General features: G+C 44.9%; 19 protein-coding genes, 2 tRNA genes and 1 rRNA gene. 5 read left to right on the top strand and 17 right to left on the bottom strand.

Features of this window, described 5'->3' with window-relative positions:
* The first annotated feature begins 145 nt into the window (after positions 1–145).
* Entirely contained in the window at positions 146–1,246 is a 1,101-nt protein-coding gene (locus AC58QC_RS04915; protein ID WP_497414094.1) for a YheC/YheD family endospore coat-associated protein, read from the top strand.
* Positions 1,247–1,597: 351 nt separating this feature from the next.
* Here AC58QC_RS04915 and nagZ read toward each other — a convergent pair whose 3' ends face one another.
* Both nagZ and AC58QC_RS04905 read right to left on the bottom strand, forming a co-directional pair.
* Positions 1,598–2,881: a beta-N-acetylhexosaminidase gene (nagZ, locus tag AC58QC_RS04910; protein WP_497414093.1), complete on the bottom strand. Its 1,284-nt coding sequence runs from the start codon at positions 2,879–2,881 to the stop codon at positions 1,598–1,600.
* Positions 2,882–2,962: 81 nt separating this feature from the next.
* Entirely contained in the window at positions 2,963–3,352 is a 390-nt protein-coding gene (locus tag AC58QC_RS04905; RefSeq protein ID WP_497414092.1) for a transposase, read from the bottom strand.
* 110 nt (positions 3,353–3,462) lie between these two features.
* Here AC58QC_RS04905 and asd point away from each other — a divergent pair, with 110 nt between their 5' ends.
* Positions 3,463–4,251 (top strand): archaetidylserine decarboxylase, encoded by a 789-nt coding sequence (asd, locus tag AC58QC_RS04900; protein ID WP_497414091.1) that lies wholly within the window; start codon positions 3,463–3,465, stop codon positions 4,249–4,251.
* A gap of 30 nt (positions 4,252–4,281) precedes the next feature.
* Positions 4,282–5,541, top strand: a complete 1,260-nt coding sequence (locus AC58QC_RS04895; protein WP_497414090.1) for an MFS transporter — start codon at positions 4,282–4,284, stop codon at positions 5,539–5,541.
* Positions 5,542–5,599: 58 nt separating this feature from the next.
* Here AC58QC_RS04895 and AC58QC_RS04890 read toward each other — a convergent pair whose 3' ends face one another.
* Both AC58QC_RS04890 and pdxR read right to left on the bottom strand, forming a co-directional pair.
* Entirely contained in the window at positions 5,600–7,039 is a 1,440-nt protein-coding gene (locus AC58QC_RS04890; protein WP_497414089.1) for an NAD-dependent malic enzyme, read from the bottom strand.
* 119 nt (positions 7,040–7,158) lie between these two features.
* Positions 7,159–8,607, bottom strand: coding sequence for a MocR-like pyridoxine biosynthesis transcription factor PdxR (gene pdxR, locus AC58QC_RS04885; protein ID WP_497414088.1), 1,449 nt, complete (start codon positions 8,605–8,607; stop codon positions 7,159–7,161).
* Positions 8,608–8,737: 130 nt separating this feature from the next.
* On the opposite strand from pdxR, the gene AC58QC_RS04880 reads away from it, so the two are divergent.
* The gene (locus AC58QC_RS04880; protein ID WP_497414087.1) at positions 8,738–9,319 is read left to right on the top strand and encodes a GNAT family N-acetyltransferase; all 582 of its coding nucleotides are present in this window, start codon (positions 8,738–8,740) and stop codon (positions 9,317–9,319) included.
* 422 nt (positions 9,320–9,741) lie between these two features.
* Here AC58QC_RS04880 and AC58QC_RS04875 read toward each other — a convergent pair whose 3' ends face one another.
* Complete coding sequence (locus tag AC58QC_RS04875) at positions 9,742–10,731, bottom strand: glycoside hydrolase family protein (protein ID WP_497414086.1); 990 nt, start codon at positions 10,729–10,731, stop codon at positions 9,742–9,744.
* Between the two features lie 235 nt (positions 10,732–10,966).
* Between AC58QC_RS04875 and AC58QC_RS04870 the strand changes: the two genes are divergently transcribed.
* Complete coding sequence (locus tag AC58QC_RS04870; protein ID WP_497414085.1) at positions 10,967–12,277, top strand: aminotransferase class I/II-fold pyridoxal phosphate-dependent enzyme; 1,311 nt, start codon at positions 10,967–10,969, stop codon at positions 12,275–12,277.
* A gap of 139 nt (positions 12,278–12,416) precedes the next feature.
* On the opposite strand, the gene AC58QC_RS04865 is transcribed toward AC58QC_RS04870, so the two are convergent.
* From AC58QC_RS04865 to AC58QC_RS04810, 12 genes are all read right to left on the bottom strand, one after another.
* A complete protein-coding gene (locus AC58QC_RS04865) occupies positions 12,417–12,623 on the bottom strand; it encodes a hypothetical protein (protein ID WP_497414084.1) in 207 nt (68 codons plus the stop codon).
* A 139-nt stretch (positions 12,624–12,762) separates the two neighbouring features.
* Positions 12,763–13,719 (bottom strand): hypothetical protein, encoded by a 957-nt coding sequence (locus tag AC58QC_RS04860; RefSeq protein WP_497414083.1) that lies wholly within the window; start codon positions 13,717–13,719, stop codon positions 12,763–12,765.
* Positions 13,706–15,502: a cache domain-containing sensor histidine kinase gene (locus AC58QC_RS04855; protein ID WP_497414082.1), complete on the bottom strand. Its 1,797-nt coding sequence runs from the start codon at positions 15,500–15,502 to the stop codon at positions 13,706–13,708. The genes AC58QC_RS04860 and AC58QC_RS04855 overlap by 14 nt, the downstream gene beginning before the upstream one ends.
* Positions 15,503–15,516: 14 nt before the next feature.
* A complete protein-coding gene (locus AC58QC_RS04850) occupies positions 15,517–17,121 on the bottom strand; it encodes a response regulator transcription factor (protein WP_497414081.1) in 1,605 nt (534 codons plus the stop codon).
* A gap of 122 nt (positions 17,122–17,243) precedes the next feature.
* Positions 17,244–18,557, bottom strand: a complete 1,314-nt coding sequence (locus tag AC58QC_RS04845; protein WP_497414080.1) for an ABC transporter substrate-binding protein — start codon at positions 18,555–18,557, stop codon at positions 17,244–17,246.
* A 120-nt stretch (positions 18,558–18,677) separates the two neighbouring features.
* Positions 18,678–19,526, bottom strand: coding sequence for a carbohydrate ABC transporter permease (locus AC58QC_RS04840; protein ID WP_497414079.1), 849 nt, complete (start codon positions 19,524–19,526; stop codon positions 18,678–18,680).
* Complete coding sequence (locus AC58QC_RS04835; RefSeq protein WP_497414078.1) at positions 19,523–20,473, bottom strand: carbohydrate ABC transporter permease; 951 nt, start codon at positions 20,471–20,473, stop codon at positions 19,523–19,525. Before AC58QC_RS04835 ends, AC58QC_RS04840 begins: the two co-directional genes overlap by 4 nt.
* Positions 20,474–20,633: 160 nt before the next feature.
* Complete coding sequence (locus AC58QC_RS04830) at positions 20,634–21,380, bottom strand: hypothetical protein (RefSeq protein ID WP_497414077.1); 747 nt, start codon at positions 21,378–21,380, stop codon at positions 20,634–20,636.
* 486 nt (positions 21,381–21,866) lie between these two features.
* On the bottom strand, positions 21,867–24,191 hold the full coding sequence (locus AC58QC_RS04825) for a glycosyltransferase (RefSeq protein ID WP_497414076.1): 2,325 nt from the start codon (positions 24,189–24,191) through the stop codon (positions 21,867–21,869).
* Between the two features lie 217 nt (positions 24,192–24,408).
* Positions 24,409–24,490 (bottom strand) — tRNA-Leu (locus tag AC58QC_RS04820).
* 34 nt (positions 24,491–24,524) lie between these two features.
* A tRNA-His gene (locus tag AC58QC_RS04815) sits at positions 24,525–24,597 on the bottom strand.
* A 67-nt stretch (positions 24,598–24,664) separates the two neighbouring features.
* Positions 24,665–26,057, bottom strand: a 23S ribosomal RNA gene (locus AC58QC_RS04810); the annotation flags it as partial.

Below are 26,057 nucleotides of genomic sequence, written 5' to 3'. Positions count from 1 at the left end.
AAAGTGGTAAAGCATGGGCATCTGTCCCGGTTTCACAAGAAAGTATCAGCATTCGTACAAACAAGTGTCGTTCTTTTTCCATAAACTAAGAGTGATTCCGTTTTCGGTGAGCATTCAAGCCCCAATTCGAGAGGGAGTGAAGTCAATGAGTAATCCCTATGTGGGTATTTTAGTTAACGATTCCTTGTTTGCAGGTATTCCTCTAGGGAACACACAATACGAAGCAATTCGATTTTACGAGGATGCCGGCAAACTCTATGGACTAACGCCTTGTTATTTTCGAATTCAAGATGTTCATATGAAAACAATGAAAGTACACGCTTATGTACAAGATGGCCAACATTTCAAAAGAAAATGGTCCGATCTCCCTAAAGTGATTCATAATCGGGCGATTTATTTAGATACCGCTTCAGCGAAGGTTTTGGATGGATGGACACGGCGAGGCGTTACGCTGTTTAATCACTGGAACCGCTATAGCAAGATGCGTATACATGACTTATTAATGAAAAATGAGCATATTCGCCCCCATCTCCCCTGTACATTTCCCGCAACAATCGAAAATGTAAAAGCTATGATGGATGCCTTTGACTCGCTCATTATTAAGCCAACCAATTCTAGCATCGGGCGCGGTGTGATGAAATTAGAGCGTCAAGGGCAATTATGGAAGCTTACCTATCCAGTAAATATGAAGTTGACTAATCGGACTTGGCGAACGATCAAGTTCCGTCAATACTTGCCCGTCCTTCTCCGCCGGAGGATTCAAAAGAACAGTTATATGGTACAACAATGCCTGCCGCTTGCCACTGTCGAGGGACGTCCCTTTGATCTCCGCATTTCCGTTCAACGCGGGGCAGATGGTGCTTGGGGCGTTACCGGCATTGTTGCCAAGGTAGCCTCTAGCAAACATTTCCTCACGAATGTTGCGCAAGGCGGGCGGTTGAAATCCTTATCCGATATATTGAACGAACACTATCCGCAGCTTGATCCAGAGAAGGTTTGTCTCCAGATGACTAGCTTCGCGCTCTTGGTTGCTCAGCATCTCAGCACAGAATTGCCGAACTTAGCTGATTTGGGACTCGACGTTGCCATGACAAATGAGGGGGTTCCCTTATTTATCGAATGCAACGGAAAGGATCAACGTTACAGCTTCCGTGAGGCAGACATGCAGGATTGTTGGAAGGCTACCTACTTCAACCCGATGGCCTATGCCAAGTTCATCTTAGGGGGCGGCACGCCGCCATGCTAAAGCAAAAAAACACCGTATCACGAGATTTCTCGTTGGTACGGTGTTTTTTTGGGTGCATATGAGGGAGTTCGAGGCAATATCTGAAGCCTACATCACCCCTCGAATGAGAATAACTGGAAATAATACAGTTAATTTCCCCAATAATCCTACCTGATGGCTAATAACTGGAAAACCTACAGTTAGATTCCGGTATATCCTCCCAACGAGGTAAAAACCGAGAAATTAACTACATAATTTCCATCTATTGTTTAGAAACAACTGAAATCCTAAAAATTAAATGTAGGTTTTCCAGTAAATTCAGTAAATAGGAGCAGCAGTATCCGAATCGCTATAAGTTTGCTGCCATACAACCTACTTGGCGCTGAGTGGAGCGAGCACACGCTGAACTTCCGCGTTCAATAACTTCGGATCCGGAGCAGTCACGAGACGATCCTGAAGCTGATACTTTTGCTTCAGCTTATAGACTTGCGCCACGCTCTGATCAATCATGTCCATCGGAATACGCCCCGCTTCAACTGCGGTACGCAGTGCACTTATCACGGCTATCGCTTTCTGCGGATCGTGACCGACCATCACGACATTGGAACCCGCAAGAACCGACTTGACTGCGGCTTCACCCATTTCATAATTTTCCGCAATAGCGCCCATCGTCATATCATCTGTCATGATAAGTCCTTTGAAGCCAAGCTCCTTGCGCAGCAGATCCGTCATAATCGTCTTCGACATCGAAGCCGGATACTTCGTATCTATTTTGGGCAGCAGAATATGCGCGACCATAATGGCATCCGCCTGATGCTTGATCGCATCGGCAAAGGGAATCAGCTCAAACTTACGCAGACGAGTTAGGTCATTTTGAACAACAGGAAGGCCAATATGCGAATCTACAGCTGTATCACCATGACCCGGAAAATGCTTCACCACGGGAGCGACCTTCATCTCTTGCAAGCCATTCATCATCGGAATACCGAAACTGCTTACGAGGGCTGCGTTCGCTCCAAAAGACCGGTCGCCAATGACCGGATTTTTCGGATTGCTATTAATGTCCAAGTCAGGCGCAAAATCCATATTTAGCCCATAGGCATTCAACTCTTTCCCCAGTAGTTGACCGATATTGTGGGCCAATTGCGTTTTACCTGATTTTCCAATCGTCTGACTTGTCGGTGTTTTCGAAATTTCATCAGGCAGACGCGTTACCCTGCCGCCCTCTTCATCGACACCAAGCCAAAGCGGAAGCTTGTTCGCCGCATTCGTCTTTTTCAAATCGTTGACTAAGCTTACCAGTTGTTTCGTATCCTTCACATTCGGCTTGTACAGAATAATGCCACCCACATGGTAGGTTGCAATCAATTGTCGTGCTTCTTCGTTCATACTGTACTCATCGATACCCGCTATAATCATCTGACCCAGCTTCTCATCCAAGGTCATCTTAGGAAGACCTACCGATGCCACCGGGGATGGCGAAGGAGAAGCTGTGGCCGTCGGTTGCGATGACGGTGAAACACTTGCAGGCGCTGAACTTGGTACGGGAGATCCAGATGGCTGAACTTCAGAATGTGACATACACCCCGTGATTAGAAGCATAAGTCCGCCTACGATTCCAATTCGCCGCGTTTTTGGGAATAACACATGTTTCATAGGGCCACCTACCTGCCTTTACTTTCACAATCAACTATATAGAGTAGACGCTCCATGCATAGTAAACGTTGAATTGTGGCTTCAATCACTTCGAAGTCCTTTTAAAAAACAATGCAACAAGACGTAAATGCCATAAGCACCTAGATAAGCGCCAGTGAACAGGAACAGCTTGTTCGTAAAAACAACATGGATATTCGTCATGAATACCGTATCATCCCGAAGAATCTGGTACACACTCAGGGAGCTGATTACACCAAACACATACGCACATAGCACGGCTGCTCCTTCGAACACCTGTTTGAAGGGTTGAAGTAACCACGCACTACACAGCATGACTAGCGGAATCAGAATAACAAATATTACGATAATGATCGACATCTTCGCTTTCACCTCTTCAACAGCATTGACGATTTTCTTGTCGAAAATACAGACACTGTCTTTGCCGCACCTAAGGAAATGAGCAATAGGCAATTGATTCTTTTACCTTTCTGTGGCAAGATTAGCGAAGAACCGCTAATAGGATACTTTGTGCGAATGCCAAAGTCCCTCCTAACCAACGAATGAACAGGAGTTTATGATCTATGTCTAAACCTTTTTTCCGATTATTGACCGAGTTGTCATCACGCAAATGGGTCTCTCAACTGACAGGTGCCCTTGCCCGTTCCAAAATAAGCCGGTTATTTATCCCTCGCTTTGCCCAAACCTATGGCATTCGTATTGAAGATGCTGAGAAGCATATCAAGGATTATAAGTCCCTGAATGATTTCTTCACTCGCAGATTGAAACCAGGCTTGCGCCCGATCCACGAAGATACGTCACGTGTTGTAAGTCCTGTTGATGCTATGATTACAGGTATTGGCGATATCAAAGAGGGCCAGATCGTCAATGTCAAAGGTCAAGACTATACGATTGACGAGCTGCTTAACCGCTCACCGCGCACGGTGAATTACAATAATGGTTATTATTTCGTCTTGTATCTAAGCCCGACAGACTATCACAGAATCCATTCGCCAATTTCAGGTGATATCTTAGAGAAAGAGCATGTACTTGGGAAGGTGTATCCTGTTAATGAGTTCGGCCTTCGACATATGAAACGTGTACTGAGCCGAAACGAGCGATTGATTACTTTCATTCAACATGCCACCGGAGAAGTAGCGGTTGTCAAAGTTGGCGCACTTAATGTGAGCTCCATTCAATATGTGTCACCTCTTCCGAACACGCTCGAGCGCGGTCAAGAGCTCGCTTACTTCGAGTTCGGCTCCACTGTTGTGCTGCTATTTGAAGATGGGATGTTCGAACCACGTCCTGATCTGAAGCTAGGCTCCAAAGTAAAAATGGGCGAAGATCTCGGACGTTTCTTGGACACCTAGTCGGGAATCAGAACCTGAGAGGAGAAAACCATGGCATCCATTTCAACACCATCTCCTAGGCATAGCTCGAAGAGCTTGCAAGGGACTGGGGATATCAAACCTACTGTTTATCGGATTTTATTCGCAATCGGGCTTGTTCATTTGCTCAACGATTCCATTCAATCCGTGATTCCTGCCATTTTCCCCATTTTGAAAGATGAAATGGGACTAAGCTACACCCAAGTCGGCTGGGTGCAATTCGCCATCAACTTTACAGCATCCATTATGCAGCCTGTTGTTGGTCTCTATACCGATCGCAAGCCATCGCCTTACATACTTCCAATTGGGATGACATCGACCTTAATCGGCATGCTGCTGCTAGCATTCGCTCATTCCTATTGGGTTGTTCTCTTGTCTGTCTGTTTTGTCGGACTAGGCTCAGCTGCCTTCCATCCAGAAGGATCGAGGGTTTCGCATATGGCCGCTGGAAACCGTAAAGGTCTTGCACAATCGATTTTCCAGGTTGGCGGCAACGCCGGGCAGTCATTGGCTCCGATTATGACCAAATGGATCTTCATCCCGCTGGGATTGTTTGGATCCATCTGGTTTACCGGCGTCGCGGCAATCGCGATCGCAGTACAATTGTACATAGCACGTTGGTACAAGGTTGTCCTTCAAGACGCGCCAGTGAAAGCCAAAACCGTCGTGAAGCGCGTCGTGAGTCCTCAGCGACGTAAGCAAGTCATGTTCGCTATCAGTGTTTTGATTTTCCTTGTGTTTGTACGTTCATGGTATGGCGCAGCAATGAGCGGCTATTTTGCCTTTTTCCTTCAAGATAAGTATGGCATTACCATTGACAGTGCGCAGAATTTCATTTTCTTATTCCTAGCAGCGGGAGCCGTGGGCACTTTCTTTGGCGGGCCGATTGCAGATCGCTTCGGTAAGCGTAATGTCATTTTCTTTTCCATGCTAGGATCTGCACCTTTCGCCTTACTACTACCGCATGTGTCCGTCGCATGGGCATATGTGTTGCTCGTTATTATCGGTGTTATTCTCTTAGCCAGCTTCTCTGTTACCGTCGTGTATGCTCAAATGCTTTTCCCTGGTAAAGTTGGGACCGTATCTGGTCTCATCACAGGTCTAGCCTTCGGTCTAGGAGGTATCGGAAGCGTCGTACTCGGTAACCTTTGTGATACGATCGGAACGACCCGCGTCATGGAGCTATGTGCATTCCTGCCTCTGCTGGGAGTACTCACTTTCTTGCTTCCTACGGATCGTAAGTTGAAGGAATGGACAGAAGAACAAGCGTAAAACACAAAAAAGCAGTTCGGCACGCTGGATCAGCGTTGTACCGAACTGCTTTTTTCAATTAATCGTGATGAGCTTCGTGTGCCTCACGTTGGCTGCGACGACGAGCAACACCTGATTCATAGGCTGCTTCCATGACGGCTTCTCTAACCTTCTCGACAACCGCATGGTTGAATACGCTTGGAATAATGTAGTATTCGTTCAGCTCATCCTCATTCACAACCGCTGCAATCGCTTTGGCTGCTGCAAGCTTCATCTCTTGCGTGATCTTGGATGCCCGGCAGTCCAACACGCCGCGGAAAATGCCTGGGAAACAAAGTACATTGTTAATTTGATTCGGATAATCCGAGCGTCCTGTCGCCATTACGCGAACATAAGGCTCAGCTTCTTCTGGTGTGATTTCCGGCGTTGGATTCGCCATCGCGAACACAATCGGATCTGTCGCCATACGCTTCACATCATCTTGTTTCAGCACACCTGGTCCTGAAAGTCCAATGAAAATATCCGCACCCGTGATGACATCAGATAATGTACCCCGTTCTAGCCCAGGATTCGTATTATCTGCATACCACTCCCAAGCCTTATTCGTGTATTGATCTCCTCGTACGATAGCCCCTTGACGATCCACACCAATGACATTGGTAACGCCCGCTGAGATCAACATTTTGGTACACGCAATACCTGCTGCCCCGATGCCTGTGATAACAACCTTACACGATTCCAACTGCTTACCTACCAACTTAACTGCATTCAGCAGTCCAGCTAGAATGACAACCGCAGTTCCGTGCTGATCATCATGGAAAACAGGAATATCAAGTTCCTCAATAAGGCGCTCTTCGATTTCAAAACAACGCGGCGAGGAGATATCCTCCAAATTAATTCCGCCAAATCCTGGCGCAATCGCCTTCACGGTACGAATAATTTCTTCGGTATCTTGCGTGTCCAAGCAAATAGGGAAGGCATCTACGCCTGCCATTTGTTTAAAGAGCATCGCTTTCCCTTCCATCACGGGCATTGCCGCTTCTGGTCCAATATTACCAAGTCCAAGAACAGCCGTACCATCCGAAACGACGGCAACGGTATTCCTTTTAATCGTCAACGAATGTGCTTTGCTCGGGTCCTCATGAATTGCCATACAAACCCTAGCTACACCAGGTGTGTATACACGGGACAAATCATCCCGGTTTTTAATCGGCACTTTAGGCGTAACTTCAATTTTACCACCCAAATGCAACAGGAAGGTCTGATCGGATACGTTAATGATACGAACACCTGGAATACCCTTGAGTGCCTTCGTAATCGTTTCCGTATGCTCGGGATCACTTACTTTGACCGTAATATCACGTGTTGTCGTTGTTTTGCTAGCTCGTGTGACGTCAATCGCGACAATATCGCCGCCCGCATCTCCAATCGCAGTAGCAATCTTCCCAAAAGTTACGAGTTCTTTATGTATTTCCAGACGCACGATTACACTTGTGCCTCCACCATTTAATCCAGCCATCTAAAGGATCACTCCTACGAAAAAAAATTTAATTAACCACATGTTAGATAATAGCATACAAACTATAGCAATCAAAGTAATCAGTCAAAAGACTTCTTTTGCGCACTGATAGAGACTTTTTATGGTTTGTATATCGAACGGAGTAGGCTAACGCCTTTCCTGATCTCTGCCTCGGTCAAATGAGCGAATCCGAAGCAGGCGCCTGCTCTGCCGTCTGGGAGCGCGTAGTTGCCGGCGTCTGTCCATGTGACGCCGGCAGCTCTACATGCGGCTGCATAAGCCTTGTAGCTGCGCTGGTCACCGCGCCACCAACCGAACAGATGCAGCCCGCTATCGCTGTCCACCCACTCGAAGAGGGTGGACAGCTGCTCCTGCAGCAGCGCCTGCAGGAGCAAGAACTTGCTCGCGTACACCCGCCGCATGCGGCGCAGGTGTCGCTCGTAGCCGCCGCTCGCCATGAAGGCGGCGAGCGAGCGCTGTTCGAGCAGCCCCGTTGGGTGCGGCTCGTAAAGCCGCTTCGCGGCTGCGAAAGCATCGTGCAGCGCCTCCGGCAGCACGACATAGCCGATGCGCAGGTCCTGCAGCATCGTTTTGGAAAAGGTGCCGATGTAGACCACTCGGCCCTCTTGGTCCAGCACCTTGAGCGGCTCAATCGGCCGCCCGCGGTGCCTGAACTCGCTGTCATAATCGTCTTCGACGATGACAGCGCCTTGCTCCGCCGCCCAGCGCAGCAGCTGCTGGCGGCGCTCCAGACCCAGCACCGCCCCCGTAGGGAATTGGCGGCTGGGGGTCACGAACAGCAGCCGCGCGTTCCACGGCTGCGGGATAAGCCCGTGCCCGTCCACCGCCGCGTGGACGGGCACGCCGCCAGCCGCCAGCACAGCGCGGCTGGCGCCTTGGTACCCGGGGCGCTCCAGCACCACAGGATCGCCTGGGTTTACGAGCAACTGGGTCAGCAGGGCAATAGCCTGCATCGACCCATTGACGATCACAATGCGTTCTGCGGACGCATCGATGCCTCGCATCCGCCTCAGGTGCAGCGCGATCGCTTCGCGAAGCGCGTAGTGCCCCTCGGCGATGTGAGCGTCCTCTTGCGGCGACTCCGTCATACGCCGCACCTGCTCGTACATTCCGCGGTTCCATTGCTCCCGCGGGAACTGCTCCATCTGCGGACGCGCCACAGCGAACGCAATTTCTGCCCTAGCAGTCTCATTCACATGATCCCGCTTTTCCGCCTGCTTCCCCTCACTTAGCCGCATTCCCCAAGCTGACAATTTAATATTTTTCCCCGCATTCACCTTATGCATCACCTGACCATCGGCATATACAACGAATGTTCCCCTGCCAACATCCGCCTGCAAATATCCCTCAGCGATCAGCATATCGTACACCTGATTCACAGTCCCTCTCGAAATGCCTAGCATATCGGCCAATTCCCTGCTTGAGGGCAGCTTCGTATGCAGCTTTAGCTTATTCCCCACAATTTCATCGCGAAGCGCATGGTACAAAGCGGCATATTTACTAGGGTACCGTGTGAGGTACACTTGGAACGGCACATATATAGCCATAAGATCCCTTCTTTTCATCATAAAATGGTACATATAAATTGAGTGATATTGGTTCTTTTTATTAATCCAATCATACAGTATGCTAGCTAAAACCACATTACATTTTTCATATGTAAGGAGAGTACGAACAATGAATCTACGGCCACCAACCCTTGAAGGAACTCGCATAACACTGCTTCCCCTGCAAGAATCGCATATTCCTGAATTAGCTGAAGCAGCCAATGATCCTGCCATCTGGTCCTACATGACCCCGCTAGCTCGACTAGTCGACGTCCAGCAATTCGTTCATCAAGCACTTGAGGAGCAGCAAACCGGAAAGGGTATTCCTTTCAGTGTCTATGATAAGCAGCAGGAGAAAATCGTAGGAAGTACGAGATTTTTTGACATTTCTTCCCCGCACCGCCATTTAGAAATTGGTCATACGTGGTACAACCCCCAAGTCTGGCGTACTCGCGTCAACTCGGAATGTAAATATTTGTTGCTCCGATACTGCTTTGAGCACTTGGACCTACTCCGTGTTCAAATCAAAACCGACCTTCGCAATGAACGCTCCCAAGCAGCCATTGCCCGTATAGGAGCTCAAAAGGAAGGTATTCTCCGTCAACATCGTGTGATGCACGATGGTTATGTTAGAGATACAGTGATGTTCAGTATCCTTGATAAAGAGTGGCCGCAGGTTAAGCAACGTCTGGAAGGGTTTTTGAACACATAGGCTGAAGCTGTTATCAATTCCGTTCTGTTGCTTTTACTACTACTATCTCAAACTAAAAGAGGGCCCCAAAAGCCATGTAGGTGGCGTGGGCCCCTTGTTTTGCAATTTTCTTAAAAAAACCGTTCCTTGGCAACATGGAAGTGTGACTCAACTCACCTTGCTCGTGTCGTGAATCCAGTTGTGAAGCATGCAAAATGCAAATGTGCAACCTTTTTTATCGAATGAGCCTCTGGATCTGAAATGCGTGCAAATGTGCAACTATTTCAGCCGTCACTCATCATTTTGGCCCCTTTTCTACCTAAAAGATGCACATTTGCACGCATTCATCAATCTCTAGCCGTTTTACCAGAAAATGAGTGCACTTTAGCATCTTTGACCTTTTACACTTACACTTGGCGAAGGCGTATTTGAGAAAACCTATTTCAATCGTCTTCAAACGATAATTCTATCAACCCGATACACCCATACCCACTGCGATCAAAGCCTGTATAGTATACCGTGTAACAACCATTTTCCTCCGGAATGAAACAGAGCGGTGTTCGCATCAACTCCACCCAACTATCCGCTTCCGGCTGGAAGTGAATGAACTGTCCTTTCGTCCAATGGATACCGTCTACGGATTGCGAGAACCCAAAGGTTCCTTTCGGCCCCCCATCGAACACAGCGAGATATAAGCCATTTGATAATTGAGTTACAACTGGGTTTTCGATAAATGTATCATCAATGAGCACAGGGTTTAGCTCCGAGCATCGGCTCCATGGCCCTGACAGCTGATCCGCCTTCGCGAGCCCAACACCCCACCACATGTCGGGATTTCCGTTTACAACACCATTCAATATTGCCTTTTCCGTTCGCGCGCTGCCATAGAAAGCATACCAATTGTTGTGGACCTGATAAGGGAAAAAGGAGTCCGTCCCCTGCAGACCCTCCCAAGGATCCGATTCGTTGCCAGGCTGCAGCATAATCGAATCATCTGTATAGGGTCCGCCGATCCCTTCCATGCCCTCAACCGTGGAAACAGCTCGCCAGATTCTTCCTTCGTAATTTTCCATCCAGGCGGTTTCTGTATTAGGTGCTGCCTTATAGGCCACATAGAACAGATTCCATCTGTTCTCTTGGGCATGGAAGCGAGGCATTGGGGACCAAAGTGCCGCCCGAGGATCTGTCCAAGTGAAATCGCCCGAGGACTCAAAGAGTGTTGCCATCCGCGTGAAGTTTATGCGATCTGTGGATTGCCAATAAGCAAGACGCATTTTCACAACCTTCGGATCTCCAACCAGCTCTGACGTGAATAAATAGTAGGCATGATTCAACTTAATAACCGTGCCGCCTTCGAATCCATATTGATTGTCTTCCGTACCAGGAATCCCTCGTTTGATGATAGGATCCTTGTATTGATAGGTACATTTCACTAACACTCACCTGCATTTCCTAGAGTGATATTTCTATGCTCTTCCTTATTTTAATGAGATTCTGATCGTCTGTAATTGGCCCAAAGTAACAATATGGGTACTAAAAACACACAGTGCCAAGTAAGCACATTAGAAATCCTCGGAAAATTTGTTTAGCGCAGTGACGTATAGGTATGAAAGTGATATAATAACTGGGAAAAAATGAATCGCTCATTGGAAGGAATGACCCACTCTTATGAATCCTTTGGCAAGACAGTTAAACGAGACCCTGCAACGTGAAAATTCTCACGTACATGACATGCTATCCGCATTAGGTAAATCGATTTACTTCCCGAAAGAAGGCATTCTTAGCCAATCGGCTGAAGCGAAGGCCAAAGCCAAGAAATTCAATGCTACCATCGGTATTGCCATCGAAAATGGTCAGCCTATGCATCTGAAGGTCATTCAAGATACACTCTCCACCTACAATCCTAAAGATATATATGAATATGCTCCACCTGCTGGTAAGCCAGAACTTCGTACAGCTTGGCGCAAGAAAATGCTTGAAGAGAATCCGAGCATTGGCAGCAAGCTCATCGGTAATCCGATTGTCACGAATGCTTTGACACATGGTCTAAGTATCGCAGCCGATCTTTTTGCTGATGTGGGTGATGCGGTTATTATTCCTGATAAAAACTGGGAAAACTACGAGCTTACATTCGAGATTCGCCGCGGCGCTCAAATCGTGAATTACCCGCTCTATAACGAACAAGAGCGTTTTAATTCCGAAGGATTGCGTGAAGCGCTTCTTGCTCAGAAGTCCAAAGGCAAAGCGATTGTCGTATTGAATTTCCCTAATAATCCAACTGGCTACACCCCTGATGCGGAAGACGGTAACGCGATTGTTGCCGCGATCCAAGAAGCAGCAGAAGCTGGCATTAACGTTGTTGTTCTAACCGACGATGCTTACTTCGGGCTTTTCTTCGAAAATTCCTTGCATGAATCCTTGTTCGGTCAATTGGCTGACCTTCACCCGCGAGTGCTTGCTGTTAAAGTTGACGGAGCAACCAAAGAAGAATACGTTTGGGGCTTCCGTGTAGGCTTCATTACGTATGCTGGTCAAAGCGATGCACTTCTTAGTGCGCTTGAACAGAAAACAATGGGGATCATCCGTGCAACCATTTCCAGCGGACCGCATCCTTCGCAAACTTTCGTGCTTCATGCCTTGAATTCACCAGAATTCAATGTACAGAAGCAAGAGAAATACGAAATCATGAAAGGCCGCGCGAACCGTACGAAGTCCATCTTGGACAGTGGAAAGTTCGACGATGCATGGGGCTACTACCCTTTCAACTCCGGCTATTTCATGTGCTTGAAGCTCAAAACCGTTGATGCCGAAACATTGCGTGTGCATTTACTGAATCAGCATGGTGTAGGTACAATCGCGCTAGGCGAGACTGACCTACGTGTAGCATTCTCTTGCATCGAAGAAGGCAACTTGGAAGAGTTGTTCAACATCATTTATCAAAGCGTTAAAGAAATAGAGGCAGTTGCCACACATAAATAACTGCTGTAACATGCCAAAAGCACGTGCTAATTCATCATTAGCACGTGCTTTTTTTCGCCTCCGCATTCGGAAACTCTATACGACAAAATGACATACAGTAATTCATCTGATCGTAATCTCGGGATACTTATTCAAGCGCTCACATCGATGTCGGGCATTGTGGAGGTGGAGCTAACACAAAGATTGAGCTGCTCCGTGAATACCGACCTCGTCCAACCTTCACCTCGGAATCGTCGAACTCCTCGACAAGGCCCCCGTCAAGCATTTTTCCATCCAACATAACCATTATGTAAGTTCCAAACAACATCGCGTTCGTAAAATCGACATCTTGATGAATGATGACCATGTGCCCCCCTGAAATGTAGTATACATATTACTTCTCTTTTAAATTAATAATACCTTCTCCGGCGATGCAGTTTAGTTACAGCTTCATTTCCCAACAAGAAAAAACCATTCGGACTGAATGGGCGCTCCACAAACAACGACTATATGTCGTCGCGGTCATTCAAAGTTGCTTCTATAAGTCGATCCAAGCCAATCGCACTTATCATCATTCTTTCCTTGTGATTTCCTAGCAACTTTTGCGACCAATCTACGAATCCACCGTCCCCGATCGGAAGCTCACGTCCGTTTATCTCTACAATAATCGTAAACTGTACGCCTTTATAATACGGATTGTTTGCCTTATCTGAGCTTTCGGAAATCATAACTTCTGGTAACTGCTCTTTGGTGTATTCACTAAGACGTTCAATGAGCCCTTTGGAATCGGTATAACCGTCAAGTTGCTTGAATCTAACTTTGATCGTGGTTTGAAATAAAGAATAGAATATGCTTTGATAGACACGAAGTTGTTCTACTAATGTCTTTTTTTCAAAGGCATAGGAGCCGCTATCCCTCCCAGAAGTAACCATATGGAATAGACTGAAGTGTGTTAGGGAGCCTGGACTCGTAAATTTTTGTGCTCTCACGAGTCGGTGTGTCGTACAATATTTAACCGTCTGTTCCCGATTTGATAATTTGCCTTCTTTTAGCAACTTACAGATTTGCAGCGCCAATACATTGGTGGCATCCGACACCACCTCTGTCCCCCTCAAGGCCGATACAATCTTGTTTTGACTCGCAGGAGCAACGACTGAACACGAACCCAGTGGAGCAACTGGTGATAGTTGAATGGGTTCGTAGGCAGCCAAATGAGCAATGGTCAGCACGTCAATTTCCATTTGCTTCAGAACGATTGGATTCGTAGATGATGGCTCCACAAATCTATTCGTTGCAAAGGCATTCATCAAATCACGGGGAGACATTTCACTCGTCTTCTTGCTAAACAATGCGAGCATAATCGTGGTTAGGTCAGATAAAGGGACTTGTTGGCTCAATTCATCAATTAAATCGGGCTTGCCTAATTCGTCTAAAATTCTTTGTACACTTTTATGCTGAGTCACGGGTCACTCCCCCTATGCTCGTAGTTTGATCTTCCGTCACTTTGAGCTTAAGAGTCGGGAAACGAATACATACCGTTGTCCCGCTTGAATCCTCATTGTTCTCAATATCTAGACGATACCGATTTGCAAAAAAAGCTTCGAACCGCTCTCTTACATTGCGGATTCCATAACCTCCTGTATGGCCCACTCTCTTCTCATCCCAATCTTTCTTGAGACCTACGCCGTCATCCTTAATGGAAACGACCATATACTCCCCTGCTTCTTGCGCCCTAATGATGATGCTGCCGGTTAATTTTTCATTAAAACCATGCATGATGGCATTCTCAATAAAGGGCTGTAAGGTCATTTTGGGCATATACCATTCCTTCACATATTCGGGGAGATCGAAAGTAACCGTCAACCCTTCTTCCCACCTTAGCTGTTGAATTTGAACATAACACTCGGCATGCATAAATTCTTCTCGTATTGTAATTAGGCTCTCACCATTAGACAGTCCGATTCGAAACATTTTCCCCATCAGTTCAAGAATTCGACTCAATTTATCTTGACCAGCCGCAAGTGCCATCCAATTTAGCTGATCTAAGGTATTATATAGAAAATGAGGGTTTATCATCGCTTGTAACGCTTTGATCTCAGCCTTTTTTTGCTCCTTATATTGATTTTCCAAGGATGAATATAACGCTTTAATACGCTCGATTAATTTGCGATATCCAGAGAATAGGACACCGAATTCATTCTGATAGTCTTCTGGCAAATTAACTTTATTGACATTGGCGGAGTATCTCCCCATTTCATGAAGCAGAAGGCGAATCGGTTTAATAAATAAGCCTGAAAAATATAAGGCAAATACGATAGAAATAAGTATCGCCGAAACGCCAACAAGAGCCAAGATAGCTGCAATCCTCACACTTCCGCGGGTAAGTTCATTCCATGGCGTAAGTTGAACGAGTGTCCAATTCGAATTGTAATGCGTAGCCCATACCATTAAAGTATCCACCGCAGAAGAAACCGACTTGCTTTCCGCTGAAGACCTCACTTTCATATAGCCTGATTCTTCCATCATTTCCGGCAGGAAGGACTTGATCTTTTTTTGAAGCGAAGGATCCCCTATATAAGCAATAACTCGGCCTCCTGAATCTAATAACACACGGTTGGAATCAGGTGTTTCTCCGCCGACCAAGCTTTGTATGGAAGAGGCTTGCACATTCAATAGTAACAACCCTTGATAAATCCCGCCATTGGTGTAGACCTTTCGCGCAAAGCTAATGACGTTTATGCTGCCTTGCGTAGAATTAATTGTATGTTGACCAACCCAAGTGAAGTCAGTTTGATCCACTGCACTATACCATTCTCGGGATTCGGCTTCTTTCACATCATAGTACGAAACAAGACTCTGCGATTTGGAGGGAATCACATTTTTCATATAAAAATCAATAGAGTGTACGATCGGCGTAGAGTAAATCACATTATTCAAAAATAATTCCAATTCCTCACGTTTCTGATAATTCTTATAGGAATCCGATGTAATCACCTGATACTCATTCGTTACAATATTCCGCGAGACATTTAAAGAGATCTGCTCAATGGAGCGCATTTGAATATCTATTTTATTGTATAATTCGCCCAATAGACCCTTTTGGTAATACGATGTCATTCTGACTACTTCCTGCGTCGAAAGAATATAAGTCAGACAGATAACAATTGTTAGTAAAATAATTACAAAACTAGCTAATCCACCATATAATAGATAATCGATGCGGTATTTTTTAAACAAGTTCTTCATGAGCAAGTCCGCCTTTATGTAATTAATTCTGCAGGTGTAACTCCAAAATGCTTTCTAAATGTTGTACTGAAATAAGGAATATTACTGTATCCCACATTTTTAGCGACCTCATAAATTTTAAATTTTCTTTCTAGAATCATTCGCTTTGCATTTTCCATCTTCACACTAATGATATAGTTATTAATGGTTTCACCCGTTGCGTTCTTAAAAATTTGGCTTAAATAATTACGTGAGATATATACTTTCTCAGCAAGCTCTGCAATCGTAATATCCTTGGAGAAGTTTTCTTGTATATAGCTCTTAATAAAATCAATAGCCAGCTTATGTTTGAAGTTTTCTTGCCATTCTTGACCCATACAGATTCGCTGAATCTTATCCAGCAGCCATGTTTCATATTGATCAACTGTGTAGAGTTGACTTAGTTCATTTTCAATGGTGTCTTCCCGAAAAATATCGTCCAAACGAATATCTTCATCGCCTAACGCAAAGTTTAATATCGCCCAGAATTGCGCACCCAATAAACTAAATTGGCTTGGATTGGCAGATTGATTCAAGGTTCCTGTATAGTTTTGAATGATTTTTTCAGCATTTTTCCCTTGTGTGTTTTTGATATCTTCAATGAGCTGTTGATAAAACTTCATAGGCTTTGTCTTTATTTGAAGCGCATTCAAATTCGGGCTGTCTGATCTTGCATGCTCAAAAACGCCAGATGAATGCTGCATGTTAATCTCTGGAGATAACAGCTGGAAAGCTTCTTCCAACGAGTCTGATAGGTTGTACCAGTCATCTTTAAGTCCACCAATGCCGATACGAATCGATATATGAAGAAATCTTTGCACACAATCAACGATTTTACTTGCCAAGCTTCTAATCGTATCGATCTGCTCTACATACAGCGCATTTTTCTCAAAGTGAAGAATCAACGCAGCATGGTAACCATGCAATTCAATATAGTCGAAAGCGAGCTCATCTTTATGAAGAATCTCTTGAATGATGTTATGAATGGCAAATCGGAATAAATAGCGATCCGGCGCGCGGACTTCAGATATTCTTGTCGTTCTTATTATTTCAACACCTAAGACTAGATGGCTTTTTTCAATTTCATGTTGGAAAAAGAGGTTCAATTCACTCCAATTGTTAGTCGTCCCCGTAACTGCGGCTTTTAACCATTCCTTCCGAACGAACGGCTCATATACATGTAATTGGTCACGGAATTTTTCATTCTCAACCTTTGAATTATTTTCAAGTTGTATGGCTTCAATTGTGCGCTGCAACACTTCCGTAATCGTATTTCGGGAAACGGGCTTCGATAAGTAATCCTCTACATTAAGTCTTAATGCTTGACGCGCAACTTCAAAATCAGAATAGCCGCTATGAATTAGAATTTTGCCATTGAAACTCTCTTCTCTTAAAGCTTCAATCATTTTCATTCCACTCATGACAGGCATATAAATATCGGTGATCACAATATCTGGTTTCGTGCTCCGAATCAATTCCAATCCTCTTGCTCCGTTTAGACTTTCTCCTACCCATACGGCACCGAGTTCTTCCCAAGGAATGACTTGCTTCATACCTTTGAGTACATGCCGATCGTCATCAATAATCGCAATCTTCCACATTTTCATTGCCTCCCTAACGCATGTATGCTATAGAAAATCGCCCCTTAAATTATAACATTTAACGACCCATTATGGATGTCAACGTTAATTTAAGGGGCGTTGCTTGGCATTACGCCTTCGTTTTACTTTTCATACTCTGCAGACTTTTTCTTCATTTCGTCAAAGCCTTGCTCAGGTGTCATTTTCCCGAACATAATCGATTCCGTTATCGTTTTATAATCCTTCGTATCGAAATTGTTCCATCCTGCCGCAGCTGGATTAAACTTTTGAGCGCTAGGCGCTGCCTTGCTAATCATGTCGATTGTCAATTTATCAGCCGGCGTAAATTTAGGCTGAAGCTGTCCAAGAATTAGACTGGAAACTGGCACCCCGCGTGTTGTACCCGAAAGGGCCCCAGCTTCTGGATCGTTGATAAACCAATCAATAAACTTTTTGGCTTCCTCTTTATTTTTGGATTCTTGGCTTACGCTGAAGAAGAAAGTTGCCTTCAACCAGCCTCCGCCTTGCTTGTCTTTCGGCATGGCGGCTACGCCAATGCTGCCTGGCTTCAAGCTGTCCCAGGAGGATGCCTGCGCAGCGTGTGCTGGCTTGAAAATCGTTTTGCCAGTCAGCATGAGATCAAGCTTCGGATCCAAGTCTACATCACTAACGGATAGATCCGGCGGAGGAACAACTCCTTCTTTGCGTAATTCGCCTATGATACGTACCCATTCCAGCCATGTATCCTTATCGAAATTAAATTTCCCTTCAGGCGTTACCGGATACCCTTTTCCTTTGCTTAACTGGTAGGAGGTATACATATCCCGATTTCTTGTAACATCCCCCATTACGAAGTGATCCTTGTCCAGCTTCGACTTGATGTCTCGGGTAAGCTTGAAAAAAGCATCCCACGTAATACCGTCCGCTGGTAATTGAAACCCTAGCTTATCTAATGCGCTTTTATCATAAATGAGTCCCCAAGCGTTCCCGCCAAGTGGCACTGCGGTTTCCTTGCCTTTATATTTCCCCGCTTCTACGAGGTTAGGATCCACATCTTTTATATTGATACTGCTGAGATCAGCCAATTGATTTCTTGCGTTCCAATCCGCTAGCCAGGCTGCGTCCATTTGAATCACATCAGGCGCGTTTTTCGCAGCAGCTTGCGTAGTCAACTTATCAATGTAACCATCAAAACCAGAATATTCGGGTTCGAACGTGACATTCGGATTTTTCTTCGTATATAAATCTAGGATTTTCAGTGTTGCATCGTGCCTTGGCTGTGATCCCCACCACATGATTCGAAGCTTGACTGGTTTAGCGCTTGCACTGCTTGTACTAGGTGCCGCACTTGTTTCCGCAGTTTTCGAGTTGGAATCTGCTGCACCACATCCTGCCAACGAGGCGCCTATTACTGTCGATAACATGGCAAGTACTAATCTTTTTCTCATTGCAGCCATTTGTCATAACCCCTTCATCGATAGATTGTATGATCATTTCAATTTTAATCATAAGTTCAGCATGCCTGTATGCCTATGATAGAATCCACCTATTTGTTTCAAAATACTCCTCAGATCCTGTTATCCTTTGATCCCTGTTGTTGCAATTCCTTCGACAAAGTGCTTTTGTGCCATAAAAAAGATGATAACAGAAGGAATCACGGAGACGAGACCCATGGCCAATAGTTGTCCCCACTGTTGAGCGGATTGTGAGTCGTTTAACATCCTTAAAGCTAATCCTACGGTGTATTTATCAACAGAATTGATATAAAGCAAATGACCGAAGAAGTCATCCCAATTCCATAAGAAGCAGTAAATAACGACGGTCAGCAGTGCTGGCTTCGTGAGTGGCAGTACTATTCGCCAATAGATCGCAAACCAACTGCAGCCATCTATTTTAGCCGATTCATCCAACTCACGTGGAATTCCGCGAATAAATTGTATGAGTAAGAATACGAAGAAGCTGCCTCCGGCGCCCCCGGCCAACGAATGCGGGACAATAAAGGGCAAATATGTGTTGACCCAGCCGAGTCCATGGAACAGTGCATACTGTGGAATGATCGTAACTTGAGCCGGCAGCATCAGCGTCAGCATTAGAATCGAGAACCAGAAGTTGCGCAGGGGAAATGCTAGTCGGGCAAATCCAAAAGCTACTAGACTGCAGGAAAACACTGTCGTTATCAAAATTCCAGCTTCAAGCTGCAAGTTATTGATATAAAAGTCAGTAAACGTGTGCCCCGGTATCGCATGCCAGCCTTTCGAGAAATTGCTCCAAACTGGGATTGACGGAAATAAGCCTGGTAAGCTTAATTCTTGGTTTGATTTCAGTGAAGCTCCGATCCACCAAATCACGGGATATATCATAACGACACTCATGATAGCAAGAAGTGCGTGCGTAAGTACATTTTTCCGCTCCAAGTAGCTTGTCATTTCTCTCCCCCCTTTTCCGATTCATAGAAGACCCAATACTTTGACGTTACAAAAATAGCAGAAGTTGATGCAGCAATAATCAACAACATAATCCAGGCGAGACCTGAAGCATATCCCATTTGCAGTTGGCTGAATGCGCGTTCATATAAATAGAGTGCGTACACATAAGTAGAATTCATAGGGCCGCCTTGCGTAATAATCATAGCTGGCGTGAACATTTGGAATGCCCCAATAATCCCCATCACGATGTTGAAATAGATCGTCGGTGACAGCATCGGTAACGTGATCTTAAAGAATTGTTTGATTTTACTCGCCCCATCCACGGACGAAGCCTCGTAAAGATCTTGCGGTATTTGCTTTAGACCTGCCAAAAAAATAACCATCGCCGAACCAAATTGCCAGACGACCAGCAAGACCAATGTCCCCAGTGCTGTGTCAGGATCCGTTATCCACCCCGTTCCTTGGATACCAAATAGATGAAGGATTTGATTGATATAGCCTTCCTTCCCAAAAATATTTTTCCACAAGAGAGATACAGCGATACTCCCTCCGATTAGGGATGGGAAATAAATCATGGTCCTGTAAATCGACATGCCTCTAATGCTTTTGGCCAACAAGATCGCAACCAGCAAAGCCGCTACGAGTCTTAGGGGCACAGAACCAAGTACATAGAGAGAAGTAACTTTAACTGACTGATAAAATCTCGTGTCGACCGTAAATATTTTCTCGTAATTCCGGAGTCCCACCCAATTCGGTTCACCCAGTAAAGAGTAATCCGTAAATGAATAATATAGAGATAGAATCATTGGATAAAGACTCAACATCAAGAATCCAATCAACCAAGGAGAAATAAATAAATATCCGGTGATCGGTGACTCCCAACGCTTCATCTTAGCGAACAAACGTTTGGATAAAGAACGTTTAGAGGATGTAATAGCTGCTTCCATTCAGGTCACCTCGTTATGGTTTTAGCTAAGTATAAAGAGAAATGGACACCTTTACTATAAGAGTAATCTCCTCTTTCTTTCAAAATACTCAGAAAATGATTAGGTGTATGTACAGAAAAAAACAGGGCAAGGAATGATCGAATGATCCCTGCCCTGTTTCCTATTCATTTCTAGTCGAGAGATTCATACCCTCTAAATAAAAGTCATTCGGCGTGATTGGACCAGGAGATGTAATCACAACTTCCTCGCCCGGGAACACCGTTACGTAATTATGATCAAGATGGATAAGCTCCTGAGGGTCTTTTTGAATTAGATAAACCGCTACAGCTGCTACAGATGACGTGTTAGTGAGAACGATTTGATTAGGCTGGGTACCCATTCCAACCTGTACATTCGCAGATGGCAGGCGTCTCAGAGGCTCAAGCGGACTTGGTGCATCCACGGTAAATACGTATTCATTCCCTGCAAGAACCTGATGATTGACATCCGTGACAGTCAAACGCATGAGGAACATTTGTTCCGGTACATTCTCCACGTGCCATTTTATCTGGCCTACGTACTTGTTAGATACTTTGTCATCGAATTGGTACTCTTGCCGCTGAATCACGGAACCATCTACACGAATGAGCTCCGCATGAATTATTTGCGCTTGTCGGGACAACCCCATGGACTCATCATGCAGAAAAATATCACTTAGGAAGTGTTGGCCTAGCGCAAATGAGAGCCGGTCATATCTTGCAGACACATGCAGACCGCTAAAGACCTTCTTCATCGCATAGTAGGCTGGCTTGGGCATGCCGTCATACTCGAGCAGCGATGTATTCGCATTATTAGAGAAAGGCTCATTCCCCATCCAGACGATAAATCCTGACGTAACTGGCTCACGACGGCGGGTAGCTTCCGCCATGTACCTCAAGGATTCCAACTGTACGTATCGGCTACTTTTCGAATTAGGCCTTACTACGAATTTCACTGATTACTACTTTTTTAGCGGTGATGTTAGGAACGACGAATCGCTGCATTCGGAAACAGAAAAAAACCTTACTAGGTAAGGGTTGCTAATTGTAAAACTGGGATGCGGTCGGAGGGATTTGAACCCTCACGCCTTGTGAGCCATGGTTTCTCAATCCCTAATATGTAATGTACCCAGTGATATCATGATTGTCTTGAAAACACTTTAACATCAAGGTGACTTAGAAAACAATCCTACTTTTGTCACCTGAGAAAACGAGAATACTGAAAAAAATTCGATAAACCTAAAAAACACGTGTTAATCATAAATAAACATTTCTGATTAGCACATGTTTTTCACGGCCCACTTTCGATACTCGCCCGTTAGAGTAACGATGTCTGGTAAAGAACTTCTCCAGATTAGTTAGTTCCTTCGTGCTATTTATGCTCTCTTTCGCTTTCTTACACTTCTTTTAGTTGTTCTTATTTGCTTTCTTACACTTCTTTTATTTGCTTTTATTCGCTTTGTTACAGTTCTTTTAGCTGTTATCTTTTTCTTTAAGATGTATCTTTTTCTTCTTAGCAGTTTTAAACTTTTTCTTCTTCTTAGCAGTTTTAAATTTTTTCTTCTTCTTACCAGTTTTAAATTTTTTCTTCTTCTTACCAGTTTTAAACTTTTTCTTCTTCTTAGCAGTTTTAAATTTTTTCTTCTTCTTAGTAGTTTTAATTTTTTTCTTCTTACCAGTTTTAAACTTACTCGTCTTTTCATAAATTCATTAATTTTCTGTTCATACAACGTGATATATTGGTCCACCATTGTAGAAGTCGTGAACTTGTTAAGCACATATTCTCTTAGGACATGTGATGGCGGGAATGACTCATTTAAAGCTTTGTGCGCAAGTTCATCTATGCTATTACATACTAACTGTGGAAAACCTTCAAGTACCTCTAAGGCTGCACCATTGTTCAAAGCTAATACAGGGGTGCCTGAAATCATAGCCTCAATCAAAACAAGTCCAAAAGGCTCCTTCCAAATAGACGGAAAGAGGACACATCGAGCTCTCTTAAGGAGATCTAGCTTTTGTTTGCCTGCAACAGCGCCTATATAATGAATGTTTTCATTATTATCAATACGGGGCACTAAAATATTTCGGAAATATTCTTCATCTTTAATGGGTCCAGCTATAATGAGCTTTTGGTGATTGCGTTCAGCGACTTCAATTGCATGAATGACGCCTTTGTCGGGGAGTATCCTCCCGATAAACAATAAATAGTCATCTTTTCCTTCACTGTACTCGTATTCATCCGGATTAATTCCGTTGTGAACGACTTGGCCATTGGCGCCGGCATTTCTCCGAGCAGCTTGACTGACATAAACGGAATCATGGAATGCTTTATTGGTAGGTAAATGATGAGTGGGTAACACAGGGATTCCCATTTTTCTTAATCTGACAATAGATGTAAAAGTGTGATCATGAATCAGATCTATTTTCGAAGGTCTTGTTTTACGGATAAATGCGGGTACGTGTCGATCTTCGAAATATTTGGGGTAGGGTACTAACTTTGCTGAAACTTTACTTCCCTTAGGAGCATATAAAACAACCCTATGTCCACGTTTAACCAATTCCTGCGTAATTTCGTAAACAATTTTCTCCGTTCCAGCTGTGTCAACGGCTGATACAGGGGTACAGACTGGTGAAATGACTTGTATGATTCTCAAGGTTCGTTTTTTTTGAGTTGCATGTTTTGTTGCATGTATTGTTTCATACTTTGTTGCATACATTGGCGTACTCTTATTAAATAAACCAAATAAGTCACGAATCTCTTTTGTTTCAACTGCTTTGCGATTGTACTCTCCACCGCTTAATAGTTCTCGATGCCTCCTTGCATATTCCCAGAAATGATCAGCGTACTCCGGTTTGAAATCAATATAATAATTAATACATTTGGTTACAAAAAAGAGAATTTCCTCTTTAAAACTATTATTCAAGTGTGCATGTTCGATTAAACGGTCCCAGGCTCGTAAAATATCTAACACTTTGGGTCCGCTGCTATTTGCGATAGAACCCGGTCTAGACCTTTTATAATAATATAAGGGAATATTCAAATAAGCTGGTAAATTCGCTAGACTGATCAAAATTGGAGTTGATGCAACATCCTCATACCAAATATTCAAATACTGAATTTTTTGTAGTAATTCCTTTTTGTAGAGCTTATTCCAAGGAACCACTTGAGCGTAAAGAATAGCCTGTTTTTGCGTGAAGATCTCTTGTGAGTATCCCTTCTCTGGAATAGTCAGATCTTCATCTTCATACCTACTAAAATAATCACAAATCACCATGTCATGCCCATCTAAAGCTTTAGTATACAATATCTCAAACATATTGTTAGCAATCCAATCATCCGAATCAACGAAACCGATATAGTCACCTCTAGACTGAGCAATCCCTACATTCCGAGAGTTACCTACACCTTGGTTTTCAGCAAAATGTATACTTATAATACGTTCAGGTTGTATTTTCACGAACTCGTTAATAATTTCAGAGGAATGGTCTGCTGAACCATCATTGATAATAACTAACTCCATGACACTCCATATTGTTTGGTTAATTATAGATTGCAAACACTTACTGAGGAATTCCCCAGTATTGTATACAGTTACGATAACTGAAATTTTGGGACGAGCTGGTCCTGCTTCTTCTGAAATGATCTCTGTCGAGTCAAGAATAGGTTCCCCCTCCGCTTCTCTTGAATTTGATACATTCATATTCCCTCTTAATGACTATGGCTTGTGTATATGCTGACTTCTCCTATAAATAGGTATGATTACTTCCGGTAAAAGTGATTTGATTTAAGAACCGTTAAGGCTTGCAACCAAATTGCAACCACAGATGTATATAAATAGAAAATGAGCCCCTACAAGGAGCTCATCATTAGAGATAGATATGAAAAAAAGCCTTATACATTAAGGCTTTTTGTTGGGATGCGGTCGGAGGGATTTGAACCCTCACGCCTTGTGAGCGCCACCCCCTCAAGATGGTGTGTCTGCCGTTCCACCACGACCGCTTACGTATATTGGGGATCTTAGAAAAGAAAAAAGGGCGACCGATGGGACTTGAACCCACGAATGCTGGATCCACAAACCAGTGCGTTAACCCCTTCGCCACGACCGCCACAGTAGGGATTTATTCCCTGAAGACTAGATACGAAACTCACGTAAAGTTAGATTACTTAGGAATTTTGGTTAAGCCCTCGACCGATTAGTATTCGTCAGCTGCATACGTTGCCGCACTTCCACCTCGAACCTATCAACCTCGTCGTCTACAAGGGGTCTTACATACTGGGAAATCTCATCTTGAGGGGGGCTTCGCGCTTAGATGCTTTCAGCGCTTATCCCCTCCGTACATAGCTACCCAGCGATGCCTCTGGCGAGACAACTGGTACACCAGCGGTACGTCCATCCCGGTCCTCTCGTACTAAGGACAGCTCCTCTCAAATTTCCTACGCCCGCGACAGATAGGGACCGAACTGTCTCACGACGTTCTGAACCCAGCTCGCGTACCGCTTTAATGGGCGAACAGCCCAACCCTTGGGACCTACTTCAGCCCCAGGATGCGATGAGCCGACATCGAGGTGCCAAACCTCCCCGTCGATGTGGACTCTTGGGGGAGATAAGCCTGTTATCCCCAGGGTAGCTTTTATCCGTTGAGCGATGGCCCTTCCATTCGGTACCACCGGATCACTAAGTCCGACTTTCGTCCCTGCTCGACTTGTAGGTCTCGCAGTCAAGCTCCCTTATGCCTTTGCACTCTGCGAATGATTTCCAACCATTCTGAGGGAACCTTTAAACGCCTCCGTTACATTTTAGGAGGCGACCGCCCCAGTCAAACTGCCCACCTGACACTGTCCCCATACCGGATCACGGTACTAGGTTAGAACTCCGATACGATCAGGGTGGTATCCCAACGGCGCCTCCACCCAAGCTGGCGCTCAGGCTTCAAAGGCTCCCACCTATCCTGTACAGATCGTACCAAAGTCCAATATCAAGCTGCAGTAAAGCTCCATGGGGTCTTTCCGTCTTGTCGCGGGTAACCTGCATCTTCACAGGTATTAAAATTTCACCGGATCTCTCGTTGAGACAGCGCCCAAGTCGTTACGCCATTCGTGCGGGTCAGAATTTACCTGACAAGGAATTTCGCTACCTTAGGACCGTTATAGTTACGGCCGCCGTTTACTGGGGCTTCAATTCATAGCTTCGGGTTGCCCCTAACCACTCCTCTTAACCTTCCAGCACCGGGCAGGCGTCAGCCCGTATACTTCGCCTTGCGGCTTCGCACAGACCTGTGTTTTTGCTAAACAGTCGCTTGGGCCTTTTCACTGCGGCCCCCTCGGGCTATTCACCCTACCGAGGCACCCCTTCTCCCGAAGTTACGGGGTCATTTTGCCGAGTTCCTTAACGAGAGTTCTTCCGCGCGCCTTAGAATTCTCTTCTCACCCACCTGTGTCGGTTTGCGGTACGGGCACCTTCGCCTGGCTAGAAGCTTTTCTTGGCAGTGTGAACTCATGACCTTCGGTACTTAAATTTCCCTCCCCATCACAGCCCAGCCTTACGATGTGCGGATTTGCCTACACA

This window comes from Paenibacillus sp. J22P51 (assembly GCF_059692215.1).
The sequence above is the reverse complement of the archived record's forward strand: the minus strand, read 5'-3'. Positions and strand labels throughout refer to the sequence as shown.